General features: G+C 64.7%; 16 protein-coding genes. 10 read left to right on the top strand and 6 right to left on the bottom strand.

Going from position 1 to position 20,721, the window contains the following annotated elements; all coding sequences use genetic code 11:
* Positions 1-291: 291 nt before the first annotated feature.
* A complete protein-coding gene (locus tag ING15_RS16495; RefSeq protein ID WP_206455937.1) occupies positions 292-1,239 on the bottom strand; it encodes a choline ABC transporter substrate-binding protein in 948 nt (315 codons plus the stop codon).
* A gap of 137 nt (positions 1,240-1,376) precedes the next feature.
* Positions 1,377-1,838: an Lrp/AsnC ligand binding domain-containing protein gene (locus tag ING15_RS16490; RefSeq protein WP_206455936.1), complete on the bottom strand. Its 462-nt coding sequence runs from the start codon at positions 1,836-1,838 to the stop codon at positions 1,377-1,379.
* 123 nt (positions 1,839-1,961) lie between these two features.
* Between ING15_RS16490 and putA the strand changes: the two genes are divergently transcribed.
* The gene (putA, locus tag ING15_RS16485; RefSeq protein ID WP_206455935.1) at positions 1,962-5,057 is read left to right on the top strand and encodes a bifunctional proline dehydrogenase/L-glutamate gamma-semialdehyde dehydrogenase PutA; all 3,096 of its coding nucleotides are present in this window, start codon (positions 1,962-1,964) and stop codon (positions 5,055-5,057) included.
* A gap of 226 nt (positions 5,058-5,283) precedes the next feature.
* On the opposite strand, the gene ING15_RS16480 is transcribed toward putA, so the two are convergent.
* Positions 5,284-6,888 (bottom strand): GMC family oxidoreductase, encoded by a 1,605-nt coding sequence (locus ING15_RS16480; RefSeq protein ID WP_206455934.1) that lies wholly within the window; start codon positions 6,886-6,888, stop codon positions 5,284-5,286.
* A 311-nt stretch (positions 6,889-7,199) separates the two neighbouring features.
* On the opposite strand from ING15_RS16480, the gene ING15_RS16475 reads away from it, so the two are divergent.
* The 7 genes from ING15_RS16475 (at position 7,200) to ING15_RS16445 (ending at position 16,855) form a co-directional block, all read left to right on the top strand.
* Entirely contained in the window at positions 7,200-9,389 is a 2,190-nt protein-coding gene (locus tag ING15_RS16475; protein ID WP_206455933.1) for an anthranilate synthase, read from the top strand.
* Between the two features lie 64 nt (positions 9,390-9,453).
* On the top strand, positions 9,454-10,317 hold the full coding sequence (locus ING15_RS16470; protein WP_206455969.1) for a cation diffusion facilitator family transporter: 864 nt from the start codon (positions 9,454-9,456) through the stop codon (positions 10,315-10,317).
* Between the two features lie 245 nt (positions 10,318-10,562).
* Positions 10,563-11,618, top strand: a complete 1,056-nt coding sequence (locus ING15_RS16465) for a sensor histidine kinase (protein WP_206455932.1) — start codon at positions 10,563-10,565, stop codon at positions 11,616-11,618.
* A gap of 345 nt (positions 11,619-11,963) precedes the next feature.
* Entirely contained in the window at positions 11,964-13,685 is a 1,722-nt protein-coding gene (leuA, locus tag ING15_RS16460; protein ID WP_232845828.1) for a 2-isopropylmalate synthase, read from the top strand.
* Complete coding sequence (locus ING15_RS16455) at positions 13,682-15,337, top strand: thiamine pyrophosphate-binding protein (protein WP_206455931.1); 1,656 nt, start codon at positions 13,682-13,684, stop codon at positions 15,335-15,337. The genes leuA and ING15_RS16455 overlap by 4 nt, the downstream gene beginning before the upstream one ends.
* Positions 15,338-15,349: 12 nt before the next feature.
* On the top strand, positions 15,350-16,144 hold the full coding sequence (locus ING15_RS16450) for an alpha/beta fold hydrolase (protein WP_206455930.1): 795 nt from the start codon (positions 15,350-15,352) through the stop codon (positions 16,142-16,144).
* A gap of 93 nt (positions 16,145-16,237) precedes the next feature.
* Complete coding sequence (locus ING15_RS16445; RefSeq protein ID WP_206455929.1) at positions 16,238-16,855, top strand: hypothetical protein; 618 nt, start codon at positions 16,238-16,240, stop codon at positions 16,853-16,855.
* Between the two features lie 40 nt (positions 16,856-16,895).
* Here ING15_RS16445 and ING15_RS16440 read toward each other — a convergent pair whose 3' ends face one another.
* Positions 16,896-17,846: a metallophosphoesterase family protein gene (locus tag ING15_RS16440; protein WP_206455928.1), complete on the bottom strand. Its 951-nt coding sequence runs from the start codon at positions 17,844-17,846 to the stop codon at positions 16,896-16,898.
* Between the two features lie 58 nt (positions 17,847-17,904).
* On the opposite strand from ING15_RS16440, the gene ING15_RS16435 reads away from it, so the two are divergent.
* Entirely contained in the window at positions 17,905-18,366 is a 462-nt protein-coding gene (locus tag ING15_RS16435) for an NUDIX domain-containing protein (protein ID WP_206455927.1), read from the top strand.
* Here the strand turns inward: ING15_RS16435 and ING15_RS16430 are convergent.
* Entirely contained in the window at positions 18,357-19,349 is a 993-nt protein-coding gene (locus ING15_RS16430; RefSeq protein ID WP_206455926.1) for a glutathione S-transferase family protein, read from the bottom strand. The genes ING15_RS16435 and ING15_RS16430 overlap by 10 nt on opposite strands.
* Before the next feature lie 385 nt (positions 19,350-19,734).
* On the opposite strand from ING15_RS16430, the gene ING15_RS16425 reads away from it, so the two are divergent.
* A complete protein-coding gene (locus ING15_RS16425; RefSeq protein WP_206455925.1) occupies positions 19,735-20,241 on the top strand; it encodes a GNAT family N-acetyltransferase in 507 nt (168 codons plus the stop codon).
* A 66-nt stretch (positions 20,242-20,307) separates the two neighbouring features.
* On the opposite strand, the gene ING15_RS16420 is transcribed toward ING15_RS16425, so the two are convergent.
* The gene (locus tag ING15_RS16420; RefSeq protein WP_206455924.1) at positions 20,308-20,718 is read right to left on the bottom strand and encodes a hypothetical protein; all 411 of its coding nucleotides are present in this window, start codon (positions 20,716-20,718) and stop codon (positions 20,308-20,310) included.
* Positions 20,719-20,721 lie beyond the last annotated feature (3 nt).

The following is a 20,721-nucleotide window of genomic DNA, read 5'->3' as shown; positions in this document are numbered from 1 at the left end:
GGCTCGCCGAGGTGATCCACGCGGAGGCTGACGACGAGCGTAGCGGCGCTACGGTCGAGCCGGCCGACAAAGTGGGCGCCCGGCGGCCGGAAACCCAAAGGGCCAGGAGCTTTCGGGCCAATTCCATCGGGTCTCGTCTTGGCCGTAGCGCCGCTACGACCTGCGCCGATCCCCTCGTCCTTGTCCCGAAATCCCTCTGGCAGAACGCGTCCATATTTTCGTTCGATGCTCTAAAGAAGAAGGCCGGGCGAAACCGGCCTTCCAGAAATGTTCCCTGGACGGCGCAACCGGTCAGGAAAGTCCGAGCGAGGCCTTCACCGCCGGCAGGCCGTCTTGTCCGTCCAGCGTCATGACGCCTTCGAGCCATGCATCGAGACGATCCGGATTCGCCTTGATCCATTCGGCCGCGGCCTCGTTCGGCTTCTGCTTGTCGTCGAGAATCTTGCCCATGATCTCGTTTTCCATGGGCAGGTCGAAGGTCAGGTTCTCGAACAGCTTGGAGAGGTTGGGGCAGTCCGTGGCAAAATCCTTGCGCTCGACCGTGTAGACGGTCGCGCCGCCGTAGTCGGGACCGAAGGTGTCGTCGCCGCCGGTCAGATACTCGATGTCGTAGTTCGAGTTCATCGGATGCGGCGCCCAGCCGAGGAACACGATCGGCTTCTCGGCCTTGGTCGCGCGCGCGACCTGGCTGAGCATCCCCTGTTCGGATGACGCGACCAGTTCGAAGCCCTTCAGATCGAACTCGTTCTTCTCGATCATACCGAGGACCAGGCTGTTCCCGTCATTCCCCGGCTCAATGCCGTAGATCTTGCCGCCGAGTTCGTCCTTGAACTTGTGGATGTCGGCGAAGTCCTTGAGACCCTTGTCGTAGAGATATTTCGGCACCGCGAGGGTGTATTTGGCCCCCTCCAGGTTGGCCTTCACCTGCACGATCGAGCCGTCATCGAGATACTTCTTGATCGGTTCGGATTGTGCCGGCATCCAGTTGCCGAGGAAGACGTCGATGTCGCTGTTGGACAGCGAGGCGAAGGTCACCGGCACCGAGAGGATCTTGACGTCGGGCTCGTAGCCGAGTCCCGACAGGATGTTGCTGGCGACAGCCGTCGTGGAGGTGATGTCCGTCCAGCCAACGTCTGAAAGGCGTACGGTCGAACAACTCTCCGCGTCCTGGGCAAGCGCCGGAAAGCTGAGCAGCGATGCGCCAAGGGCGAGGACCGCGAAATTGCGGATATGGATCATCAAGGTCTCCTTGAGTGGACGCGGACGCTGCGGGCAAAACGCGGTCCGGCGGATCGAATGGAAGCTGCCCGACTATCGCGCATCGGCTGGGGCTGCGCAAGCAGCGTTGACGCGCCGTAACGGCCCGAGCAGCGGTGTCAGAACACGATCGAGGTCGTGTTCTTCACCTCTTCCATGACCGCATAGGTATGCGTTTCGCGCACGCCGGGAAGAGCCAGCAGCGCGTTGGATAGAAACGCTCGATAGGCGGTCATGTCCTTCACCCGCGCCTTGATGAGATAGTCGAATCCGCCGGCCACCATGTGGCACTCCATGATGTCGGGCGTGGCTTCAGCGACGCGTTTGAATTCGGAAAACACCGCATCGCTGGTCCGGTCCATCTTGACCTCGACGAAGACGATCATGCCGCGGCCGAGCTTTTCCGGCGAAAGACGCGCTGCATATCCGAGGATATACCCGTCTCGGGTGAGGCGCTTCACCCGTTCGGCCGTCGCGGTCGGCGACAGGTGGACCCGCTCGGCGAGTTCGAGATTGGTGAGGCGGCCGTCACGCTGCAACTCGCGGAGGATGTTCCGGTCTTTTTGATCAAATTCGGTCATTGGAGCCAATGTAAGGAACTTTTGCGAAGCATTCCACTGCAGTCAGGCTACTCTTTGGGGAGAAACACGGCTGCCGGATCTGTTAAATAGCGGCGTCGTCGTCGATCGATCACGGAGTGAACCATGTCGGCCATGCCAGAACCCTTTTCGGCTCCGTTCGCGCCGGACGATACGGCGGCGGTCGCCGCGCTGTTCGAGGCCTCCGAGCGTTGGACCCACGACGAGGAGGCGGTCGATCGGCGGGCGCGCCATCTCATCGAGGAGATTCGCGGCGCGGCCGGCGGCATCGGTGGCGTCGAGGATTTCCTGCGCGAGTTCGGCTTGTCGAGTCGCGAGGGGCTGGCGCTGATGATCCTGGCCGAGGCGCTGCTCAGGGTGCCCGACGCCGAGACGCAGGACCGGCTGATCGAAGACAAGATCGGCGCCGGCGACTGGGCCCATCACGATGGCGACGAGGACCGGATGCTGACCGCTGCCTCGGCCTGGGCGCTCGGCATCTCTGCGCGGATCATCCGGCCGGGCGAAACGCCGCAAGGCGTCATCTCCTCTCTCGTCAAGCGCGTCGGCGCGCCGGCGGTCCGCACCGCGACGCGCCAGGCGATGCGTTTTCTCGGCCGCCATTTCGTCCTCGGCGAGACCATAGCGGACGCGCTTGACCGCGCCCGCGCCTTCGAGAAGAAGGGCTATCGTCATTCCTACGACATGCTGGGGGAGGGCGCGCGCACCAAGGCCGACGCGGAACGCTACTTCCGCTCCTATGCCGATGCGATCGCGGCGATCGGCCGCAAGGCCGGCAACAAGCCGTTGCCCGACCGCCCGGGAATTTCCGTCAAGCTCTCGGCGCTGCATGCGCGCTATCAGCCGACCCACCGCGACACCGTGCTGAAGGAACTCGTGCCCCGCGTCAAAGAGCTGGCGCGTCAGGCGCAAAGCTACGATTTGAACCTGACGATCGATGCCGAGGAAGCCTCGCGGCTGGAACTGTCGCTCGACGTCATCGACGTGGTGGCCAAGGACTTCGACTTTAACGGCTGGAACGGCTTCGGTCTCGCCATCCAGGCCTATCAGAAGCGGACCCTGGCCGTGATCGAGCATGTCGACGCGCTCGCCAAGGCAGCGGGCGTCAAGATGATGGTCCGTCTCGTTAAGGGCGCCTATTGGGACACGGAGATCAAGCAGGCGCAGGAAAAAGGCCTTGCTGGCTATCCGGTCTATTCGCGCAAGCCGGCGACGGATCTATCCTATCTGGTCGCGGCAAAGGCACTTCTCGATCGGCGCGAGCGACTGTATCCGCAATTTGCGACCCACAACGCCCTGACCGTCGCGACCATCGTCGAAATGGCCGGCGCCGATGTCTCCGGATTCGAGTTCCAGCGCCTGCACGGCATGGGCGAAGCGCTTTATGAGACCATGCGCCGCGACTCCGCGTCGGCAATTCCCTGCCGTATCTACGCGCCGGTCGGCGGCTATCGCGATCTGCTCGCCTATCTGGTGCGCCGTCTTCTGGAGAACGGCGCCAATTCGTCCTTCGTCGCGCAGGTCGGCGACGAAGACGTGCCGATCGATTCCTTGATCGAGCGGCCGCGCGACGTCTTGAAGAACGGTCCCGCCCGCCATCCGAAGATAGGATTGCCATCGGAGATTTTCGCGCCGCGCAAGAACTCCGCCGGTATCGAGTTCGGCGACCGGCGTGCGCTCGACCGTTTCCTCGACGCACGCGACCGGACCGGGCGCGAACCGATCGCGGCCACCTGCGGCTTCAAGGGCGCCGACGCCAAAGGGCCGGTCGACGTCCGTTCGCCGGTCGATGGAGCGCTTGTCGGTCGCAGCCATCATTTGAGCGCGAGTGGCGCGAAGGTTCTCGTCACCGAGGCGGCGCGCCATGTGCGGGCAGCCGAGGCAGTGCCGGCCGCAAGCCGCGCCGCCTGGCTGCGCAAGGCCGCCGATCTGATGGAACAGCGGCAGGGCGCGTTCATGGCGCTTCTGGCCCGTGAGGCCGGCAAGACGGTCGACGACGGCATCGCCGAAATCCGCGAGGCGGTGGATTTCCTCCGTTTCTATGCCGCCGAAGCCGAACGACTGTTCGCCGAGCCGACCTTGCTGCCCGGTCCGACCGGCGAGGAAAATCGCCTTCGCTATCGCTCGCGCGGCGTCGCCATCTGCATCTCGCCGTGGAATTTCCCGCTGGCGATCTTCACCGGCCAGGTCGCGGCGGCGCTGGCCGCCGGCAATGTGGTCATCGCCAAGCCGGCCGAGCAGACGCCGCTGGTCGCCTCGCTGGCGGTGGGCCTCCTGCACGAGGCCGGATTTCCAGCGAACGGTCTCTTCCTCGCGCCGGGCGACGGGGAGGTGGGCGCCGCGCTGGTCTCCCATGATGCCACGGCGGTCGTCGCTTTCACCGGCTCGACCGAAACCGCCTTCGCGATCAATCGCGGCCTGGCCGCCCGCAACGCGCCGATCGCGCCGCTGATTGCCGAAACCGGTGGCATCAACGGTCTCGTGGTCGACGCGACGGCGCTGCCGGAACAGGTCGCCGACGACGTCGTGATGTCGGCGTTCCGGTCCGCCGGCCAGCGTTGTTCGGCGTTGCGCGTCCTCTATGTCCAGGAGGACGTCGCCGAGCGCATGATCGAGATGATCGCCGGCGCCGCGGCGGAACTGGTCGTCGGCGACCCGCATGACCCGTCGACCGACATCGGCCCGGTGATCGATGCCGAACAGCACGCCATGCTGACCGCTCACATCGAGCGCATGGAGCGGTCGCAAACGGTCCGATTCGAGGGCCGCCTCCAAGACGGTTTGCCGGCCGAGGGCCACTGGTTCGCGCCGCATATCGTCGAACTGGACAGGCCCGAGGCGCTCGACCGCGAGGTATTCGGCCCGATCCTGCATGTGGTGCGGTGGAAGGCCGGCGAACTCGACAAGGTCTGCGAATCGATCGAGCGGACCGGCTTCGGTCTGACGCTCGGCGTCCACAGTCGCATCGACGAGACGGTCAAGACGATCGCCGAGCGGCTGACCGTCGGCAACATCTACGTCAATCGCAACATCATCGGGGCGATTGTCGGCTCCCAGCCGTTCGGCGGCTCGGGCCTGTCCGGCACCGGGCCGAAGGCGGGCGGGCCGAATTACGTGGCGCGATTCGCCCGCGAACAGGTGACGTCGGTGAATACTGCGGCGGCCGGCGGTAACGCCAGCCTGATTGCCATGGAATCGTAGCAAACGGGTGACAGTCTATTGTCGCGACTTGATGTACAGTCATGATGTTGCGGCAATGGACGATCGGAAAGCCCGCCGACCTCCTCCCAAGCGAACGGGCTTCCACTGTCACCGCGCCTGGGTCGATTGGCGGCATTCCTCCTCCCGATGCCACCAGCCGGCCATTCTCAACGAAGAGCCCGGAGCGCTTGTTTTCCGGGCTCTTTCGTTGTTGCTTCTCCGCACTTTACGCCCGCGCGTCGTCCAGCATCATCCGGGCGGCCTTTTCCGCGATCATGATCGTCGGCGAATTGGTGTTGCCCGAAGTGATCGACGGCATCACCGAAGCGTCGGCGACGCGCAGGCCCCCGATCCCGCGCACGCGCAGCCGCTCGTCGAGCACCGCCATCGGATCGCCTTCGATTCCCATCTTGGCCGTCCCGACCGGGTGGAAGATCGTCGTACCGAGATCGCCGGCGGCGACCAGCATGTCCTCGTCGGAAGTCACATGCGCGCCGGGCTTGTATTCTTCCGGCCGATAGGGCGCGAGGGGCGACTGCTCCACGATCCGCCGGGCCCATTTCAGGCTGTCGATGGCGACCTGCCGGTCCTCGTCGGTGGACAGATAGTTCGGCGCGATGTCCGGCGCATCCTCCGGCCGCGCGCCGGTCAGATGGATGCTGCCGCGGCTGGTCGGCCTGAGGTTGCAGACGCTCGCCGTGAAGGCGGAGAAGGAATGCAGCCCCGCGCCCCAATCGTCGAGCGACAGTGGCTGGAAATGGAATTCCAGATTGGCCGTCGCCTGATCCGGTGAGGATTTGACGAAGGCGCCAACCTGGCTCGGCGCCATCGTCAACGGTCCCCGCCGCCTGAGCGCGTAGTCGACGCCCATCATCGCCCGGCGCAACAGGTTCTTGTATTCGCTGTTCAGCGTCCTGATTCCGTCGACCTTGTAGATCGGGCGGATCTGCAGGTGATCCTGCAAATTCTCGCCGACCCCCGGCAGGTGACGGACGGGCGCAATGCCGTGGTCTTTCAGCCGCTCGGCGTCGCCGACGCCGGAGCGCTCCAGGATCGCCGGCGAGCCGACGGCGCCGGCCGACAGCACGATCTCGCGCGCCGCCAGCGCCTCGAAGCCCTTGCCGTCCTTGCGGTAGTCGAGCGACACCGCGCGCCCATCGCGAAAGCGCACCCGGTCGACCATGACGCCGGTGACCACCTTGAGGTTTGGCCGACCGAGCGCGGGTTTCAGAAAACCGCGCGCCGCGCTCCAACGCCGCCCGCCCTTCTGGTTGACCTGGAAATAGGCCGAGCCTTCGTTGTCGCCGGTGTTGAAGTCGTCGATCTTGGCGACGCCCGCCGCCTCGGCCGCGTCGCGCACGCGGTCGAGAACGTCCCAGCGGATGCGCGGATGCTCGACCCGCCATTCGCCGCCGGTCCCGTGAAAGTCGTCCGGTCCATCGACATGATCCTCGACCGCCTTGAACGCCTCCAGAACGTTGTCCCATCCCCAGCCGGAAAGGCCGAGCTGGCGCCAGTGGTCGTAGTCCGCCGCCTGTCCGCGCATGTAGATCATCGCGTTGATCGCCGACGACCCGCCGAGCGTCTTGCCGCGCGGATAGTTCAGCGCCCGGCCATTGAGCCCCGTCTGGCTGGTGGTCTTGAACATCCAGTCGGCGCGCGGATTGCCGATGGCAAAGAGATAGCCGACCGGAATGTGGAACCAGATCCAGTTGTCCTTGCCGCCGCCTTCTAGCAGCAGCACGCGGTTTTTCGGATCGGCGGACAGCCGGTTGGCCAGGACGCAACCTGCCGAGCCCGCGCCGGCGACGATGTAATCGAACTCTTCCATGCCTTCGATCTACCCGAATGAGCGCCGCTGGCAAATGCCTTTGAACGACATGGGATGGCGATCCGCTGATCGCGGCTTGGACCCGGAGCCGGTGACGGATTATCCACCTAGAGGAGTGTCTTGCTCTCGTCGCCCGGCTCGGTTATCGGTTGCGCATGATGATGACGATCCTTTCGATGAATTGGTGGTGGGCGCGCTGACAGCGGCCGGACCGTCACGCTTGTGATCAAACCCAAAGGCCGCCTCGGATCATCCGGCGGCCTTTTTTGCTATGTCGCCGGGGGTCCGGGCTTGAGACCCGGAGAGAGTTCATGGTGACCGAACAGACCGACGACGGCCGCGAGCGCTACGTGACGGCGGGTGGGGTGACGATCACGCGCAGACGGCGCGCCGTCGCCTATGACGGCGCGATCGAGCCCTATTTCGATCGCCTTGACACCAGCCGCGGTGCCGTCCTGTTTTCCAATTACGAGTATCCGGGCCGCTACACGCGCCAGGATGTGGCCTTCGTCGATCCGCCGCTGGTCGTCTCTTCGACCGGACGGGCGATGCGGATCGCGGCGCTCAATCCGCGCGGCGAGGTGCTGCTCGGTTTCATCGCGGATGCGCTGGCCGGTCATGACGACATCGCCTCGTGCGCTAGCGCGCCGATGGCGCTCGACCTTGTCATCAACGAGCCGGGCGCGGCGGTCACCGAGGAGGAACGCTCGCGCATGCCGAGCGTCTTTTCGGTGCTGCGCGCGATCGTCTCCTTGTTCCGGGCGGAGGAGGACCGAGATCTCGGCCTTTACGGCGCCTTTGGCTATGACCTCGCCTATCAGTTCGACCCGGTCGAGGAAGTGCTGGAGCGTGATCCGGACCGCCGCGACCTTCTGCTCTATCTGCCGGACGAACTGCTCGAGGTCGATCACTACTCGGCCTCGGCCTTCCTGACCCGCTATGAATTCGCCAAGGATGGGGTCTCGACCGAGGGGCTTGCGGGCGGTGGCCTGGATGCGCCCTTTGCGCCCTCCGAACGCATCCCGCCGCGCGGCGATCACAAGCCCGGCGAATATGCCGAACTGGTGCGCGCCGCCAAGGCGAAGTTCATGCGCGGCGACCTCTTCGAGGTGGTTCCCGGCCAGGTGTTCTACGAGCGCGCCGAGCACAAGCCTTCGGAAATCTCGCGTCGGCTGAAGGCGGTCAACCCCTCGCCCTATTCGTTTCTGATCAATCTCGGCGAGAATGAATTTCTGATCGGCGCCTCGCCGGAGATGTTCGTGCGCGTCAACGGCCGGCGGGTCGAGACATGTCCGATTTCCGGCACCATCAAGCGCGGCGAGGACGCCATTTCCGATTCCGAGCAGATCCTGAAGCTGCTCAATTCCAAGAAGGACGAATCGGAGCTGACGATGTGCTCCGATGTCGACCGCAACGACAAGAGCCGGGTCTGCGATCCGGGCTCCGTGCGCGTCATCGGCCGGCGGCAGATCGAGATGTATTCGCGGCTGATCCATACGGTCGACCACATCGAGGGCCGGCTGCGCGACGGCATGGACGCCTTCGACGCCTTCCTGTCCCATGCCTGGGCGGTAACGGTGACCGGCGCGCCGAAGCTGTGGGCGATGCGCTTCATCGAGAACAGCGAGAAGAGCCCGCGCGCCTGGTATGGCGGCGCCGTCGGCATGGTGCATTTCAACGGCGACATGAACACCGGTCTGACGCTGCGCACGATCCGGCTGAAGGACGGCATCGCCGAGGTGCGGGCCGGCGCGACGCTGCTGTACGATTCCAATCCCGAGGAAGAAGAGGCCGAGACCGAGCTGAAAGCCTCGGCGCTGATCGGCGCGATCCGTGAGGCCGGCGCGTCGAACGCCGCCGGCGCGAAACACGACGCGGCGCGGGTCGGGGAGGGGCTGCGAATCCTTTTGGTCGATCACGAGGATTCTTTCGTCCACACGCTCGCCAATTATTTCCGCCAGACTGGCGCCACCGTCTCGACCGTCCGCACGCCGGTGTCCGCCGAGATATTCAACCACGTCGATCCTGATCTCGTGGTGTTGTCGCCGGGGCCGGGCAATCCGTCCGACTTCGACTGCAAGGGCACGATCGCCGCCGCCCGTCAGCGCGGCTGCGCGATCTTCGGCGTCTGCCTCGGGCTGCAGGCACTCGCCGAGGCCTATGGCGGAAGCTTGCGCACCCTGCATGTGCCGGTCCACGGCAAGCCGTCGCGCATTCGCGTCACCACGCCCGGCATCATCTTTTCCGGCCTGCCGGGCGAGGTCACCGTCGGCCGCTATCACTCGATCTTCGCTGACCCGGTCCGCCTGCCGAAGGAGTTCGAGGTGACGGCTGAGACCGAAGACGGCATCGTCATGGCCTTCGAGCACCGGACCGAGCCGGTCGCGGCGGTGCAGTTCCATCCCGAAAGCATCATGAGCCTTGGCGGCGACGCGGGCATGCGCATGATCGAGAACATTGTCGCGCATCTGCCCCGCCGCGCCCGCGAAAAGGCGGCGTGATCCGGTGACGTCAGCGATATCGGAGACAAGCGAGGCAGCGGCACCCCTGGTCAAGCGCATCGCCATGGCGAGCGTTGCGATCGGGGTGATCGTGCTGGCGATCAAATACGCTGCCTATCACGTGACCGGCTCGGTGGCGCTGTTTTCCGATGCGCTGGAATCGATCGTCAACGTCGTAGCTGGGCTGATCGCGCTGTGGGCGGTGACGTTGAGCTACAAGCCGGCTGACAGCGATCACCCTTTCGGACATACCAAGGCGGAGTATTTTTCCGCCGTCGTTGAAGGCGTCCTGATCGTCGTCGCGGCGCTTTTGATTCTGCGCGAGGCCTGGGCGGCCTACCTTGTGCCGCGATCGCTGGACCAACCCCTTGCCGGCATCGCGATCAACGCCGTGGCGACCACCATCAACGCCGGTTGGGCGCTCTATCTCATCCGCCATGGGCGCGACCGTCGCTCGCCGGCACTTGCAGCCGACGGTCAGCATATCATGGCCGATGTCGTCACCTCGGTCGGGGTTCTCGCGGGTCTCCTGCTGGCGACGATGACCGGCTGGACGATTCTCGATCCGCTAATGGCGGCGCTCGTGGCGTTGAACATCCTGCGCGAGGGCTACAAGGTCGTGACCAGTTCGCTCTCCGGCCTGATGGATCAGGCGATCGACCCGGTTGAGGAAGCCAGGGTCCGCGACCTAATCTCGGCCCATGCCGACGGGGCCCTTGAGGTCCACGATTTAAAGACGCGGTTGGCCGGCCGGGCGATGTTCATCGAATTTCACATGGTCGTGCCAGAGGCGATGACGGTGGGCGTCGCCCATGACATCTGTGATCGGATCGAGGATGCGCTTCAGGAGTCCTTCGCCGGGGCCCGCGTGTTGATCCATGTGGAGCCGGAAGACGAGGCGAAACAGACAGGAGTGCCGGTTTTGTAGGCCAGCGGGCGTGAATCCTGCGGGCCATCGCCCGCTCCTCCCACCGTTGTTTGTTGGCCCGTGTCGCCTTGGCAACGCCCGGTGCGAATTCTGCCATGGACCCGGCACCCGCCCTTGATCCGCCACACTTATCGTTTGCGACGGCATCTGTTGCGATATCCAGCTGTGCGATTTGATCGGGCGGTCAGTTTTCCCAGAACGGCGAGGACCGATTATTGATGGTGGAGGGTTTCGCTGAACGACCGATGAGTTCTCCCCTGGTCAATCTGCGCGGCGTACAGGCGCTTCTGTCGAAAACCTCGCTGCGGGATCTGCCGGTCGCGCGTTGGCTGTTCGCTGCTGCATTGCTCGCTCTGTCCTTCGCGGTACGCTATCTCCTCGATGACCGGCTGCCGGTCGGCTTTCCGTATCTCACCTTCTTTCCGGCGGTTATCCTTACCTCCTTTTTCGCCGGCGTGCTTCCAGGCGTTGCCGTTGCCTTTTTCGCCGGCCTTTTCTCCTGGTACTTCTTCATTCCGCCATTCGATTCGTTCGCCCTTACAGGTGGCTCGACGTTGGCGCTGTCGTTCTACGTTTTCATTGTAGCGGTCGACATTCTGCTGATTCACTGGATGCAGCTCGCGCTCGATCGTCTTGAAATCGAAAAGGAAGCGGCCGCGCGCCATGCCGGTGAACGCGATCTGTTGTTTCGCGAATTGCAACACCGGGTCTCGAACAATCTTGCCGTCGTATCGTCTTTGCTCAACGCCCAATCGCGCGGCACGACGAGCCCGGAGGCGGCCGGGGTCCTGCAACAGGCCTCGGCCCGAATTTCCCTGATCTCGAAGATTCAGCGCGAGCTCCACGATCCCGGCCGTCAGAGCCTCGACTTGGGGCCGTATCTCACCCAGCTCGGCCCCGACCTTCTCGAGGCGTCGGGAGTGACCAACATCCGTTACGAGGTCGGCGCGGAAGCGGTGGAAGTCTCGGCGGAGCTTGCCGTGCCGCTGGGTCTCATTGCCACCGAGTTGATTTCGAACTCCATCGAGCACGGCTGCTCCGACGGTCGGGCGGGGCAGATCGTCGTCGAACTCAGGAGCGACCCTGGCGGCGCGGAATCGCGGGAAACGCCGCTTCGTCTGACGGTGTCGGACGACGGCCCCGGTTGGCCCGAGGGTTTTTCCGTGTCCTCCTCGCGCAATCTCGGCATGCGCATCGTCGCATCGCTGGCCGAGCAGATCGGCGGCGTTTTCGAAATATCCAACGCCGGTGGCGCGGTCTCGACGCTGCGTTTTTCCACGCGCGACGAGTTGGCGGACTGAGCGTTCAGCCGGCCGGGGTGAAATTCGGCTTGCAATCGGCCGCGTTCGCAATAATCTGGCGCGCATGATCGCGACGCCATCCTGCTTGTCGACCCGTGCGGCCTCTCGGCGGCCGTATGCGCTGGCGCGTCCGGGCCTTCTCCTCGGTCTACTTAGCCGCGGCCGTCGGACCCGTTGATCGAAGGGGCGTCCGGCGGTCGAGCCGGCGCGCTAGAGGCCTGAGGGCCTCCCCGCTCTGCCCCTTTCGCTTTACAATCCGGTTTCAATTTCGGATGACCCGGCCAGATGCGCGCGCGTTGCCAGCGCCGCCCCGGCATCCGCCCGAGCAATCAAGGTGCAAGAGCAATGTCCGTTACGTCCGCAATCCGACCAGCCGCCGAGACCGAGCCTCCTGGCGCGATGCCCTCTGCCTCCGCCAAATATCAGCCTTACGGCCAGATCGACCTGCCCGACCGAACCTGGCCGGGAAAGACGATTACCACGCCGCCGATCTGGTGCTCGGTCGATCTTCGCGACGGCAACCAGGCGCTGGTCGACCCGATGGGGCACGACCGCAAGGCTCGGTTCTTCGCGCTCCTGAAGGCGATGAATTTCAAGGAGATCGAGATCGGCTTTCCGTCGGCCTCCCAGACCGATTTCGATTTCGCGCGCTGGTGTATCGAGGAGGGAGACGTCGCCGACGACGTGTCGTTGCAGGTGTTGGTCCAGTGCCGACCGGAGCTGATTGCGCGGACGTTCGAGTCGCTTCAGGGTGCGCGTCGGCCGATCGTCCATTTCTATAACTCGACCAGCGAATTGCAGCGGCGCGTCGTCTTCCAGAAGGACCGCGCCGGCATCCGAGAGATTGCTACCGACGCGGCCAAGATGGTCGCCGACATGGCGGCCAAGGCGGGCGGCGACTATCGATTCGAATATTCGCCCGAAAGCTTCACCGGCACCGAACTCGACTTTGCGGTCGAGATCTGCAACGCCGTTGCCGAGATCATCCGACCTACGCCGGACAACAGGCTGATCCTCAACCTGCCTGCGACCGTGGAGATGTCGACGCCGAACATCCATGCCGACCAGATCGAATGGATGTGCCGCAATCTCGACAACCGCGACAACCTCATCGTCTCCCTGCATCCCCACAACGATCGCGGCACCGCCGTCGCGGCGACCGAACTGGGGTTGATGGCCGGCGCCGACCGCGTCGAGGGCACGCTGTTCGGCAATGGCGAGCGCACCGGCAATGTCGACCTCGTCACGCTGGCGCTGAACATGTTCACCCAAGGCGTCGATCCGGGCCTCGACATCACCGACATCAACCACATCAAGGATGTCTACGAATACTGCAACCAGCTCGCGATCGGCGAGCGGCACCCCTATGTCGGCGAGCTCGTCTACACGGCGTTCTCGGGATCGCATCAGGATGCGATCAACAAGGGCATGAAGGCGCGCCGCACCGCCAACAAGGAATTGTGGGAGGTGCCCTATCTGCCGATCGATCCGAAAGACGTCGGTCGCTCCTACGAGGCGATCATCCGCATCAATTCCCAGTCGGGCAAGGGCGGCATCGCCTATGTGCTGCAGGCTGATTACGGGCTGAACTTGCCACGCAACCTCCAGGTCGAGTTCCGCGAGGACGTCCAGGCGATCACGGACGAGGAGGGCAGGGAGCTGCCGGTCAAGCGCATCTACGACCGCTTCATCGAGCGTTATGTCGAGCAGCCGGGAGCCCGCATCAAATTCGTCGATCACTTCACTCGGCCGAACCCGGATGTGAAGGGTGAGCGTATCCTGGAGGCGACCATCGTCGATGGCGGCGTCGAGATCAAAATCGAGGGCCTCGGCACCGGGCCGATCGACGGCTTCATCGACGCGCTGTGCCGCCATCTCGGCATCGCGTTTTCGGTTTTCGACTATTCCGAACACTCGCTCGGCGCGGGCTCCGACGCGCGCGCCATCTGCTACATGGAAGTCGAGCATGACGGTGGCCGATTGTTCGGCGCCGGCATCAACAAGAACATCGTCACGGCCTCGCTCGAGGCCATCGTCGCGGCCGCCAACCGGCTGCTCGCCAAGTGAGGGCTGCCGGTGGCGAACTGCTCGTCGCCGCGCTCGCCGAGCAGGGCGCGAGCCGCGTCTTCTGCGTGCCGGGGGAAAGCTATCTCCCGGTGCTCGACGCCCTCTATGACAGCGCCATCGAGACGATCGTCTGTCGGCAGGAGGGCGGCGCGGCGATGATGGCCGAGGCGGACGGCAAGCTCACCGGCCGGCCCGGCATCTGCTTCGTCACGCGCGGGCCGGGGGCGACCAACGCCGCCTCCGGCATCCATGTCGCCGCCCATGATCTGACGCCAATGATCCTCTTCGTCGGTCAGGTGCCGACGAAATTCCGGGAACGCGGCGCCTTTCAGGAGGTCAATTACGACCGGCTGTTCGGCGACATGGCCAAGGCCGTGTTCGAGGCGAAAACGGCTGCGGAACTGCCGAGTCTCGTCGCCGAAGCCTACCGGATTGCCATGGATGGCGCGCCCGGACCTGTCGTCGTGGCGCTGCCCGAGGACACCTTGTCGGGCAGCGCCGAAGCCGATATTCCGGCGCGCGTCGAAGCCGAGCCGGTGCTGCCGCAAGCCGACGACATGGAGGAACTGTGGACGCTTCTCGGCGCCGCCTCCCGTCCGGTGCTGATCCTCGGCGGGCCCCGGTGGACGGACGGCGCGATCGCCGACATCGTCGCCTTCGCCGAGCACTGGCACTTGCCCGTCGCCTGCTCCTTCCGCCGCCAGGGCCTGTTTCCCAACGACCACCCGAACTACGCGGGCGATCTCGGCATCGGCCCGAATCCCGACCTGAAGGCGCGGATTGCCGAGGCCGATCTCGTGATCGCCGTCGGCGCGCGGCTGGGCGAGATGCCGAGCCAGGGCTATACGCTTTTCGCGGTTCCTGTTCCCACGCAGCGCTTCGTCCATGTCCTGCCGGATGCGGCCGAGATCGGACGCGTCTACACGCCGACGCTCGGCATTCACGCCGACCCGGCGTCCTTCGCCCGCAAGGCGGTACAGTTGCAGGCACCGGCGACCGTTGCCTGGGCCGGACAGGCGGAGGCAGCCCACCGGGAATACCGTCGCTGGTCGACCCCCGCGTCTGAATCCGAGCCGAAGTCCGACTTCGTCGATCCGTTCGCTGTCATGACCATTCTCGGCGAGATGTTGGCGCGTGACGCGATCATGACCAACGGAGCCGGTAACTATGCCGGTTGGCTGCATCGCTATCACCGCTTTTCCGGCCGAACGACGCAGGTCGCCCCGACTTCGGGTTCGATGGGTTACGGCCTGCCGGCCGCCGTCGCCGCGAAGCTGAGGTTCCCTGAGCGAGCGGTCGTCTGCTTCGCCGGCGACGGCTGCTTCCAGATGACCGGCCAGGAATTGTCGACTGCCATTCAGGCCGGGGCGAATATCGTCGTCGTCCTGTTCGATAATGCCCAATACGGCACCATTCGGATGCATCAGGAAAAGTCGTATCCCGGCCGCCAGTCGGCGACGGCGCTGGTCAATCCCGACTTCGCGGCCTTGGCGCGAAGCCTTGGAGGCGTCGGCCTCAGCGTCGCGCGAACGGAGGATTTCGCCGAGGCGATGGCAACCGCGCAGAAGGCGGATCGTCCGGCGCTCATCCATATGAAGATCGATCCGGACCGCATCTCGACCACGGCGCGGCTGCCGTTCGCCGACGTATAAGTAGGAGAAGTAATGGACGATCCACGGCTGTTCGCGATCGAACAGGGCGGCGACGAGAGCGGCGAGAGCGCCACGACGCCGATCGTTTTCCTGCACGGGTTCGACGGCCGGGCTGAGATCTGGGCGCCGTTGCAGGACGCTGTGGCATCGCCGCAACGCCTGACCATCGCCTTCGATCTTCCCGGTCATGGCCGTTCGCGTTATTATCCCGGCTTCGGCCCTCCCAAAGCTGCCGCGCGGGCGGTTATCGCCCAACTCGATGCCCGCGGCATCGGGTCGGCGCACATCGTCGGCCATTCGATGGGCGGGGCCATCGCCGCACTCATCGGCCTGTTCGCCCCCGAGCGGGTCGCATCGCTGACGCTGCTGGCGCCGGGCGGCTTCGGCAAGGAGATCGGCGCCGAGCGGATTCGAGCCGTCATGGACGCCGAGGGGACGGACGCGCTCCGCACGGCACTAGGCGGTATGGGCGCGCCCGGCTGGGTGCCGGATAGCGACACCGTGGCGGCGATCGCTGCGGCGCGAGATCCGGCGGGTCGGGCCGCGATGCGGAAGATCTTCGATCATCTCTTTTCAACCGGCGAGCAGGGTGTCTTGCCGCTCGACGCCATCGCCGCGACCGGCCGGCCCGTGCATGTAATCTGGGGCTCTGAAGATCGGGTCACGCCGACAGCCCGGGCCAGTAGCGTTCCGCCCGAATTCACCGTCACGATGCTTGATGGCTTTGGCCACATGCTGATGCTCGAGGCGCCCGAGGCCTGCATCGCGGCCATTGGCGCGCAAATCGATGAGGTAGAAAAACGTTGAGAAACGCGGGTTGGTGTATCCGCCGGTTCCTTCCAACCGAATTGCCCCGTATGTTAAGACCTCGTTAACGAATTGGATTCGAGGCAATGTCTGATGGGCGAAGGCAAGGATAACGTGGCGTCCCTGATGGGAACGAAGCGTCTGGCCGATGCCGTGCGGCACGCGAAGATCGCCGCCGCGCAACGCGCCGACGTCGTCGTCGACATCCGCGAGGCGGACAGGGCTCGGCTGGAGATCCTGGCAGAAGAACTCCAACCATTGATCGACGAGTTACCCCCTGGCGACGAGCTGTTCGATTTCACCATCTCGGGTGGCATGCATCCGCGGCTTTGGATCGACGGGACGGCCAATGTCATCATGGCGCGCGACCGCCGAACCTATCGCCTCGTCCGTGAAACGCGGCTCGGGCGCGTGACTCTGGTCGAATCGGCCGACACCAGGGTCATGGCCGAGCACGTCACCGAATATGTCGCCGAGCGCATCGTCGAGCGCGACAAGGCCTTCGCTTTGAGTGACGGGCTGAACGAGCGTGTCTCGGAGAATGCCAGCCGGCAGGTTCGCCACGGCGAGGACGCGCCGCTTCGTCAGCCGGACAAGCGCGCGCGCGGCGCCGATTTCGTCATCGCCGCCACCTGGATGACGATCGGCATCGTCATCGGGGCGGCACTGCTTCTGGCAATCGCCTCCTATCAGGGCATGTCGATCGGCTGAATTCCGTTAAGGCCGGCTTCGCCGCGACCGCACGACGGGGCTATGCTGCCGGCTTGGCATCCTCGCGCGGCCTGGCGTCGATCGCGTGCCCTTCCGCCAGGAGTTTGCGCTCCCGGATCCAGCCGAGGCCGTCCCCGTGTGAGCGTGCGCCGCGCTCGCGCTGGATGAGCGACCACGCGCCCGGCTCGCCACTGATTTCGAACAGATTGTAGCGGGCGGCGGGTTTGTCGCCGCCGGGCGCCTGACTCGCGGAGGGAACGCCGACCACCGGCACCTTAAATTCCGGCCCGCGCAGCCAATGCAGCGTGTCGAGATGGGTATGGCCGTGCAGCACCAGCTCGGCCCCGACATCGCGGATCACCTTGGAGAAGAACTGCTTGCCGATCAGGCGTTTGTGCCAGGACGTCGAGCCGGAAATGGGTGGATGATGGATCATCACGACCCGGAAGTGTCCGGTCGCCCGGCAGCTTTCGAGCAGGCGGGCGAGGGCCAGCGCCTGACCCCGGCGAAAGGTGCCGGTGGCGAAGAATGGCGCGGTCGCCTCGGCGCTGGAGACGCCGAAGATCGCCACCTTGCCTCTGACCCGCAGATAGGGAAAGGAATTGCCGATGGCATTCAGCGGGTTGTCGCCGATCATATATTCGTACCACTCGCGATACGAACGCTTCAACGCCCCCGGAACGTAGGCGTCGTGATTGCCGGGAACCACCGAGACGTCGTATGGCGCGCCGAGTTCCTCCAACCACAGCCGGGCCGCCAAGGTCTCCGTCTTGGTCGCCAGATTGACGAGATCACCCGTCACGGCGACATGGTCGGGCGCTTCGTCCTTCATGTCCTGGATGAGGTTGACCAAGGTATCGCCGAACATCGCGCGGCGGCGGTTGCGGTGCCAGTTGACGTAGCCGGTCACCCGCTTGGAGGCGAGTTCGCGAATGGACAGTTCCGGGAGCGGACCCAGATGCACGTCGGAGAGATGGGCAAGTCGGAACATCTGCTTCATCTTAGGCGACACAGCGGCGTTTGGTAGGGCCGTGTTCTTTCGAGGGACCATGTTCTTAGAGAAATTTCTTCTCAGGGCGCTGCACGGTGCGCATCTCGTCGCCCGGCCGTTGACACTGGGCGTGCGCGGCGCCGCGTTCGACGAGGCGGGGCGCATCTTCCTCGTCCGCCACACCTATGTTTCGGGCTGGCATATGCCAGGCGGCGGCGTCGATCCCGGCGAGGCCGCCGCCGATGCCCTCAAGCGCGAGTTCCTCGAGGAAGGCAATCTCGAACTCGTCGATCCGCCCCAACTCGTCGCGGTCTATTTCAACCGCAACGCGTCCAACCGCGATCATGTGCTGTTTTACCGTTGCGGCACCTGTCGCCAGACGACGCCGATGCGGCCGAATGCCGAAATCGCCGAGACCGGGTTTTTCAGGCTCGACGAATTGCCGGACGGCGCGACCGACGCGACGCGCCGACGGCTCGCCGATCTGCGCGGCGAACGCCCGATCGATCTTCACTGGTGAGGTAGCAGCCGCTCGCGGCCGTGCGGAACCGTCAGATCCTGGTCCGGCCCGAGGGGGACGATCCCCGTCGGATTGATCGTCTTGTGGCTGGCATAATAATGCCCCTTGATGTGGCCGAAATCGATGGTCTCGGCAATCCCCGGCGTCTGGTAGAGTTCCAGCATATGGCCGAAGAGGTTCGGATAGTCGGCGATCCGCCGCTGGTTGCACTTGAAATGCCCGTGATAGACGGCATCGAAGCGGACCAGCGTGGTGAACAGCCGCCAGTCGGCCTCGGTCGGCGTAGCGCTGTCGACCAGATAGCGCTGTTTGGATAGCCGCGCCTCGAGCTCATCGAGCGTGTCGAACAGCGCATGGAACGGCGGTTCATAGGCCTCCTGTGTCGTCGCGAAGCCGCATTTGTAGACGCCGTTGTTGATGGCGTCGTAGACGGTGGCGTTGATCGCGTCGATTTCGCCGAGCAACGCTTCGGGCGAGAGATCGACGCCGGAATCGCCCCAGGCGTCGAAGGCGCGGTTGAGAATGCGGATGATCTCGGCGGACTCGTTATTGACGATCGTTCCGGTCTGCTTGTCCCAGAGGACCGGCACGGTGACGCGGCCGGAGTAATCCGGATCGGCTTGGCGATAGACCTCGTAGAGTCGCTGCTTGCCGAGCACCATGTCCGGGATGGCGCCGCGCCGCTCCGAGAAGACCCAGCCCTCTTCGCCCATGTGATAGTCGACCACCGACAGCGAGATGACGTCTTCCAGCTGCTTCAGCTTGCGGGCGATCAGCGTGCGGTGCGCCCAGGGGCAGGCGAGAGAGACGTAGAGATGGTAGCGGCCCGTCTCGGCCTTGAACGCTGTCCGGCCGTCCGGTCCCGGCGAACCATCGGCGGTGATCCAGTTCCGGTAGGTTGTGGTGGTTCGTTTGAAACGGCCTCCGGTCGATTCCGTATCGTACCATTTGTCCTGCCACTGTCCGTCGACCAGAAGTCCCATTCCCTTCACCCTTTCCCGTTTGCCGTCGCTCCAAGGTAGTGCAAGGATCCGGCTCGCCGAGTGCGACGCGGCGTCAATGGAGACGGGACGCATCGCTGGACCTCGGTCGCGGGCAATGCTAATGCGACCGTCGCTTCCTGGAGCATCGGACCAAAACGGGGCATCCGGTTTTGGATCATTCCGATGCTCAGTCGAAGCGGTAGAGCGTCCCTTGTGCGTCCGAATGACCGCACGGCGCTCCAGGAGTGAAGCCGATGATCCTTCGCCGACGACGAGTAAAGGTCCGCGCCCCAGCGCATTGACCGCCGTCGTCCGCCGGATTTCCCCAACCGTATTGGGAGCCTTGCGTGCGGCGCCATCGTCCGCCCGAATTGGTTCTCTTTCGATGTTTCACCTCTCCGATGTCCAGTATCTGCCGGAGCACCCCGACCACGACCCGACCATCGACGCGATCGCCGACGAGGCGTTCGGGCCCGGTCGCTTCGCGCGTGCCGCCGAGCGCGTCCGCGAGATGGCACCGCACGACCGGGCGCTCTCGTTTGTCGCCCTCTTTGAAGAAGAGATCATCGGATCGGTCCGGCTGACGCCGATCGCGATTGGGGCGACTCCGTCGCTGATGCTGGGACCGCTCGCCGTCAGACCCACCTTCAAGAACAAGGGCGCGGGCAGGGCGCTGATGCGCCTCGCCGCCGAGGCAGCGCGGGAAAAGGGCGAGGGGTCGATCATCCTGGTCGGCGATCCGCCCTATTACGCGCCGCTCGGCTATCGTCCGCTTCAGCGCGGCTCCGTGTTTATGCCGGGCCCGGTCGATCCGGCGCGTCTGCTCGGACTGGAGCTGGAGGAAGGAGCGTTGGCGGAAGTGAGCGGGCGGGTGGGCGCGCGGCGGAGTTGATCGTAGCGCGACTGCGGCGGTCCGAAGCGCAATAAGCATTCCGAACCGCCGGCCCGAGCCACTGACCTATTTGATCGCCTTCTGCGCCGCCGGGTCGATGAAGTAGAGATGCACGTCGTAATGCGGTACCTCGAAGCCCTCATGGCCGTTGGCTTCGAAATCGATATTGACGTGATCCACCGGGGGCAGTCCCTCGACGCCGGCAAGGTCGGTCCAGGACTTGCCGGAGTTGAACTCCTCCTGCGACATCATGAACTCGAGGCAGACGACATTGCCCTCGTGAACGCAGTAGATGGGACCGAGCGGAAGGTCGCCCGGATTGGCCCAGTGCTCGCCCATGCCTGGGATCACAGGTGATACCTGGATCGTGCCCTTCGGCAGGATATCGGTTCCCGGAAGCCTGTCACGGGCATCCTGAGCGTAAGCGGAAAGGGAAGATGCCGCCAACAGGCCGGCGGCGATCAGAAGCGTTCTCATCGC

Source organism: Aurantimonas marina, assembly GCF_017183135.1.
Classification (GTDB): Bacteria; Pseudomonadota; Alphaproteobacteria; order Rhizobiales; family Rhizobiaceae; genus Aurantimonas; species Aurantimonas marina.
The sequence above is the reverse complement of the archived record's forward strand: the minus strand, read 5'-3'. Positions and strand labels throughout refer to the sequence as shown.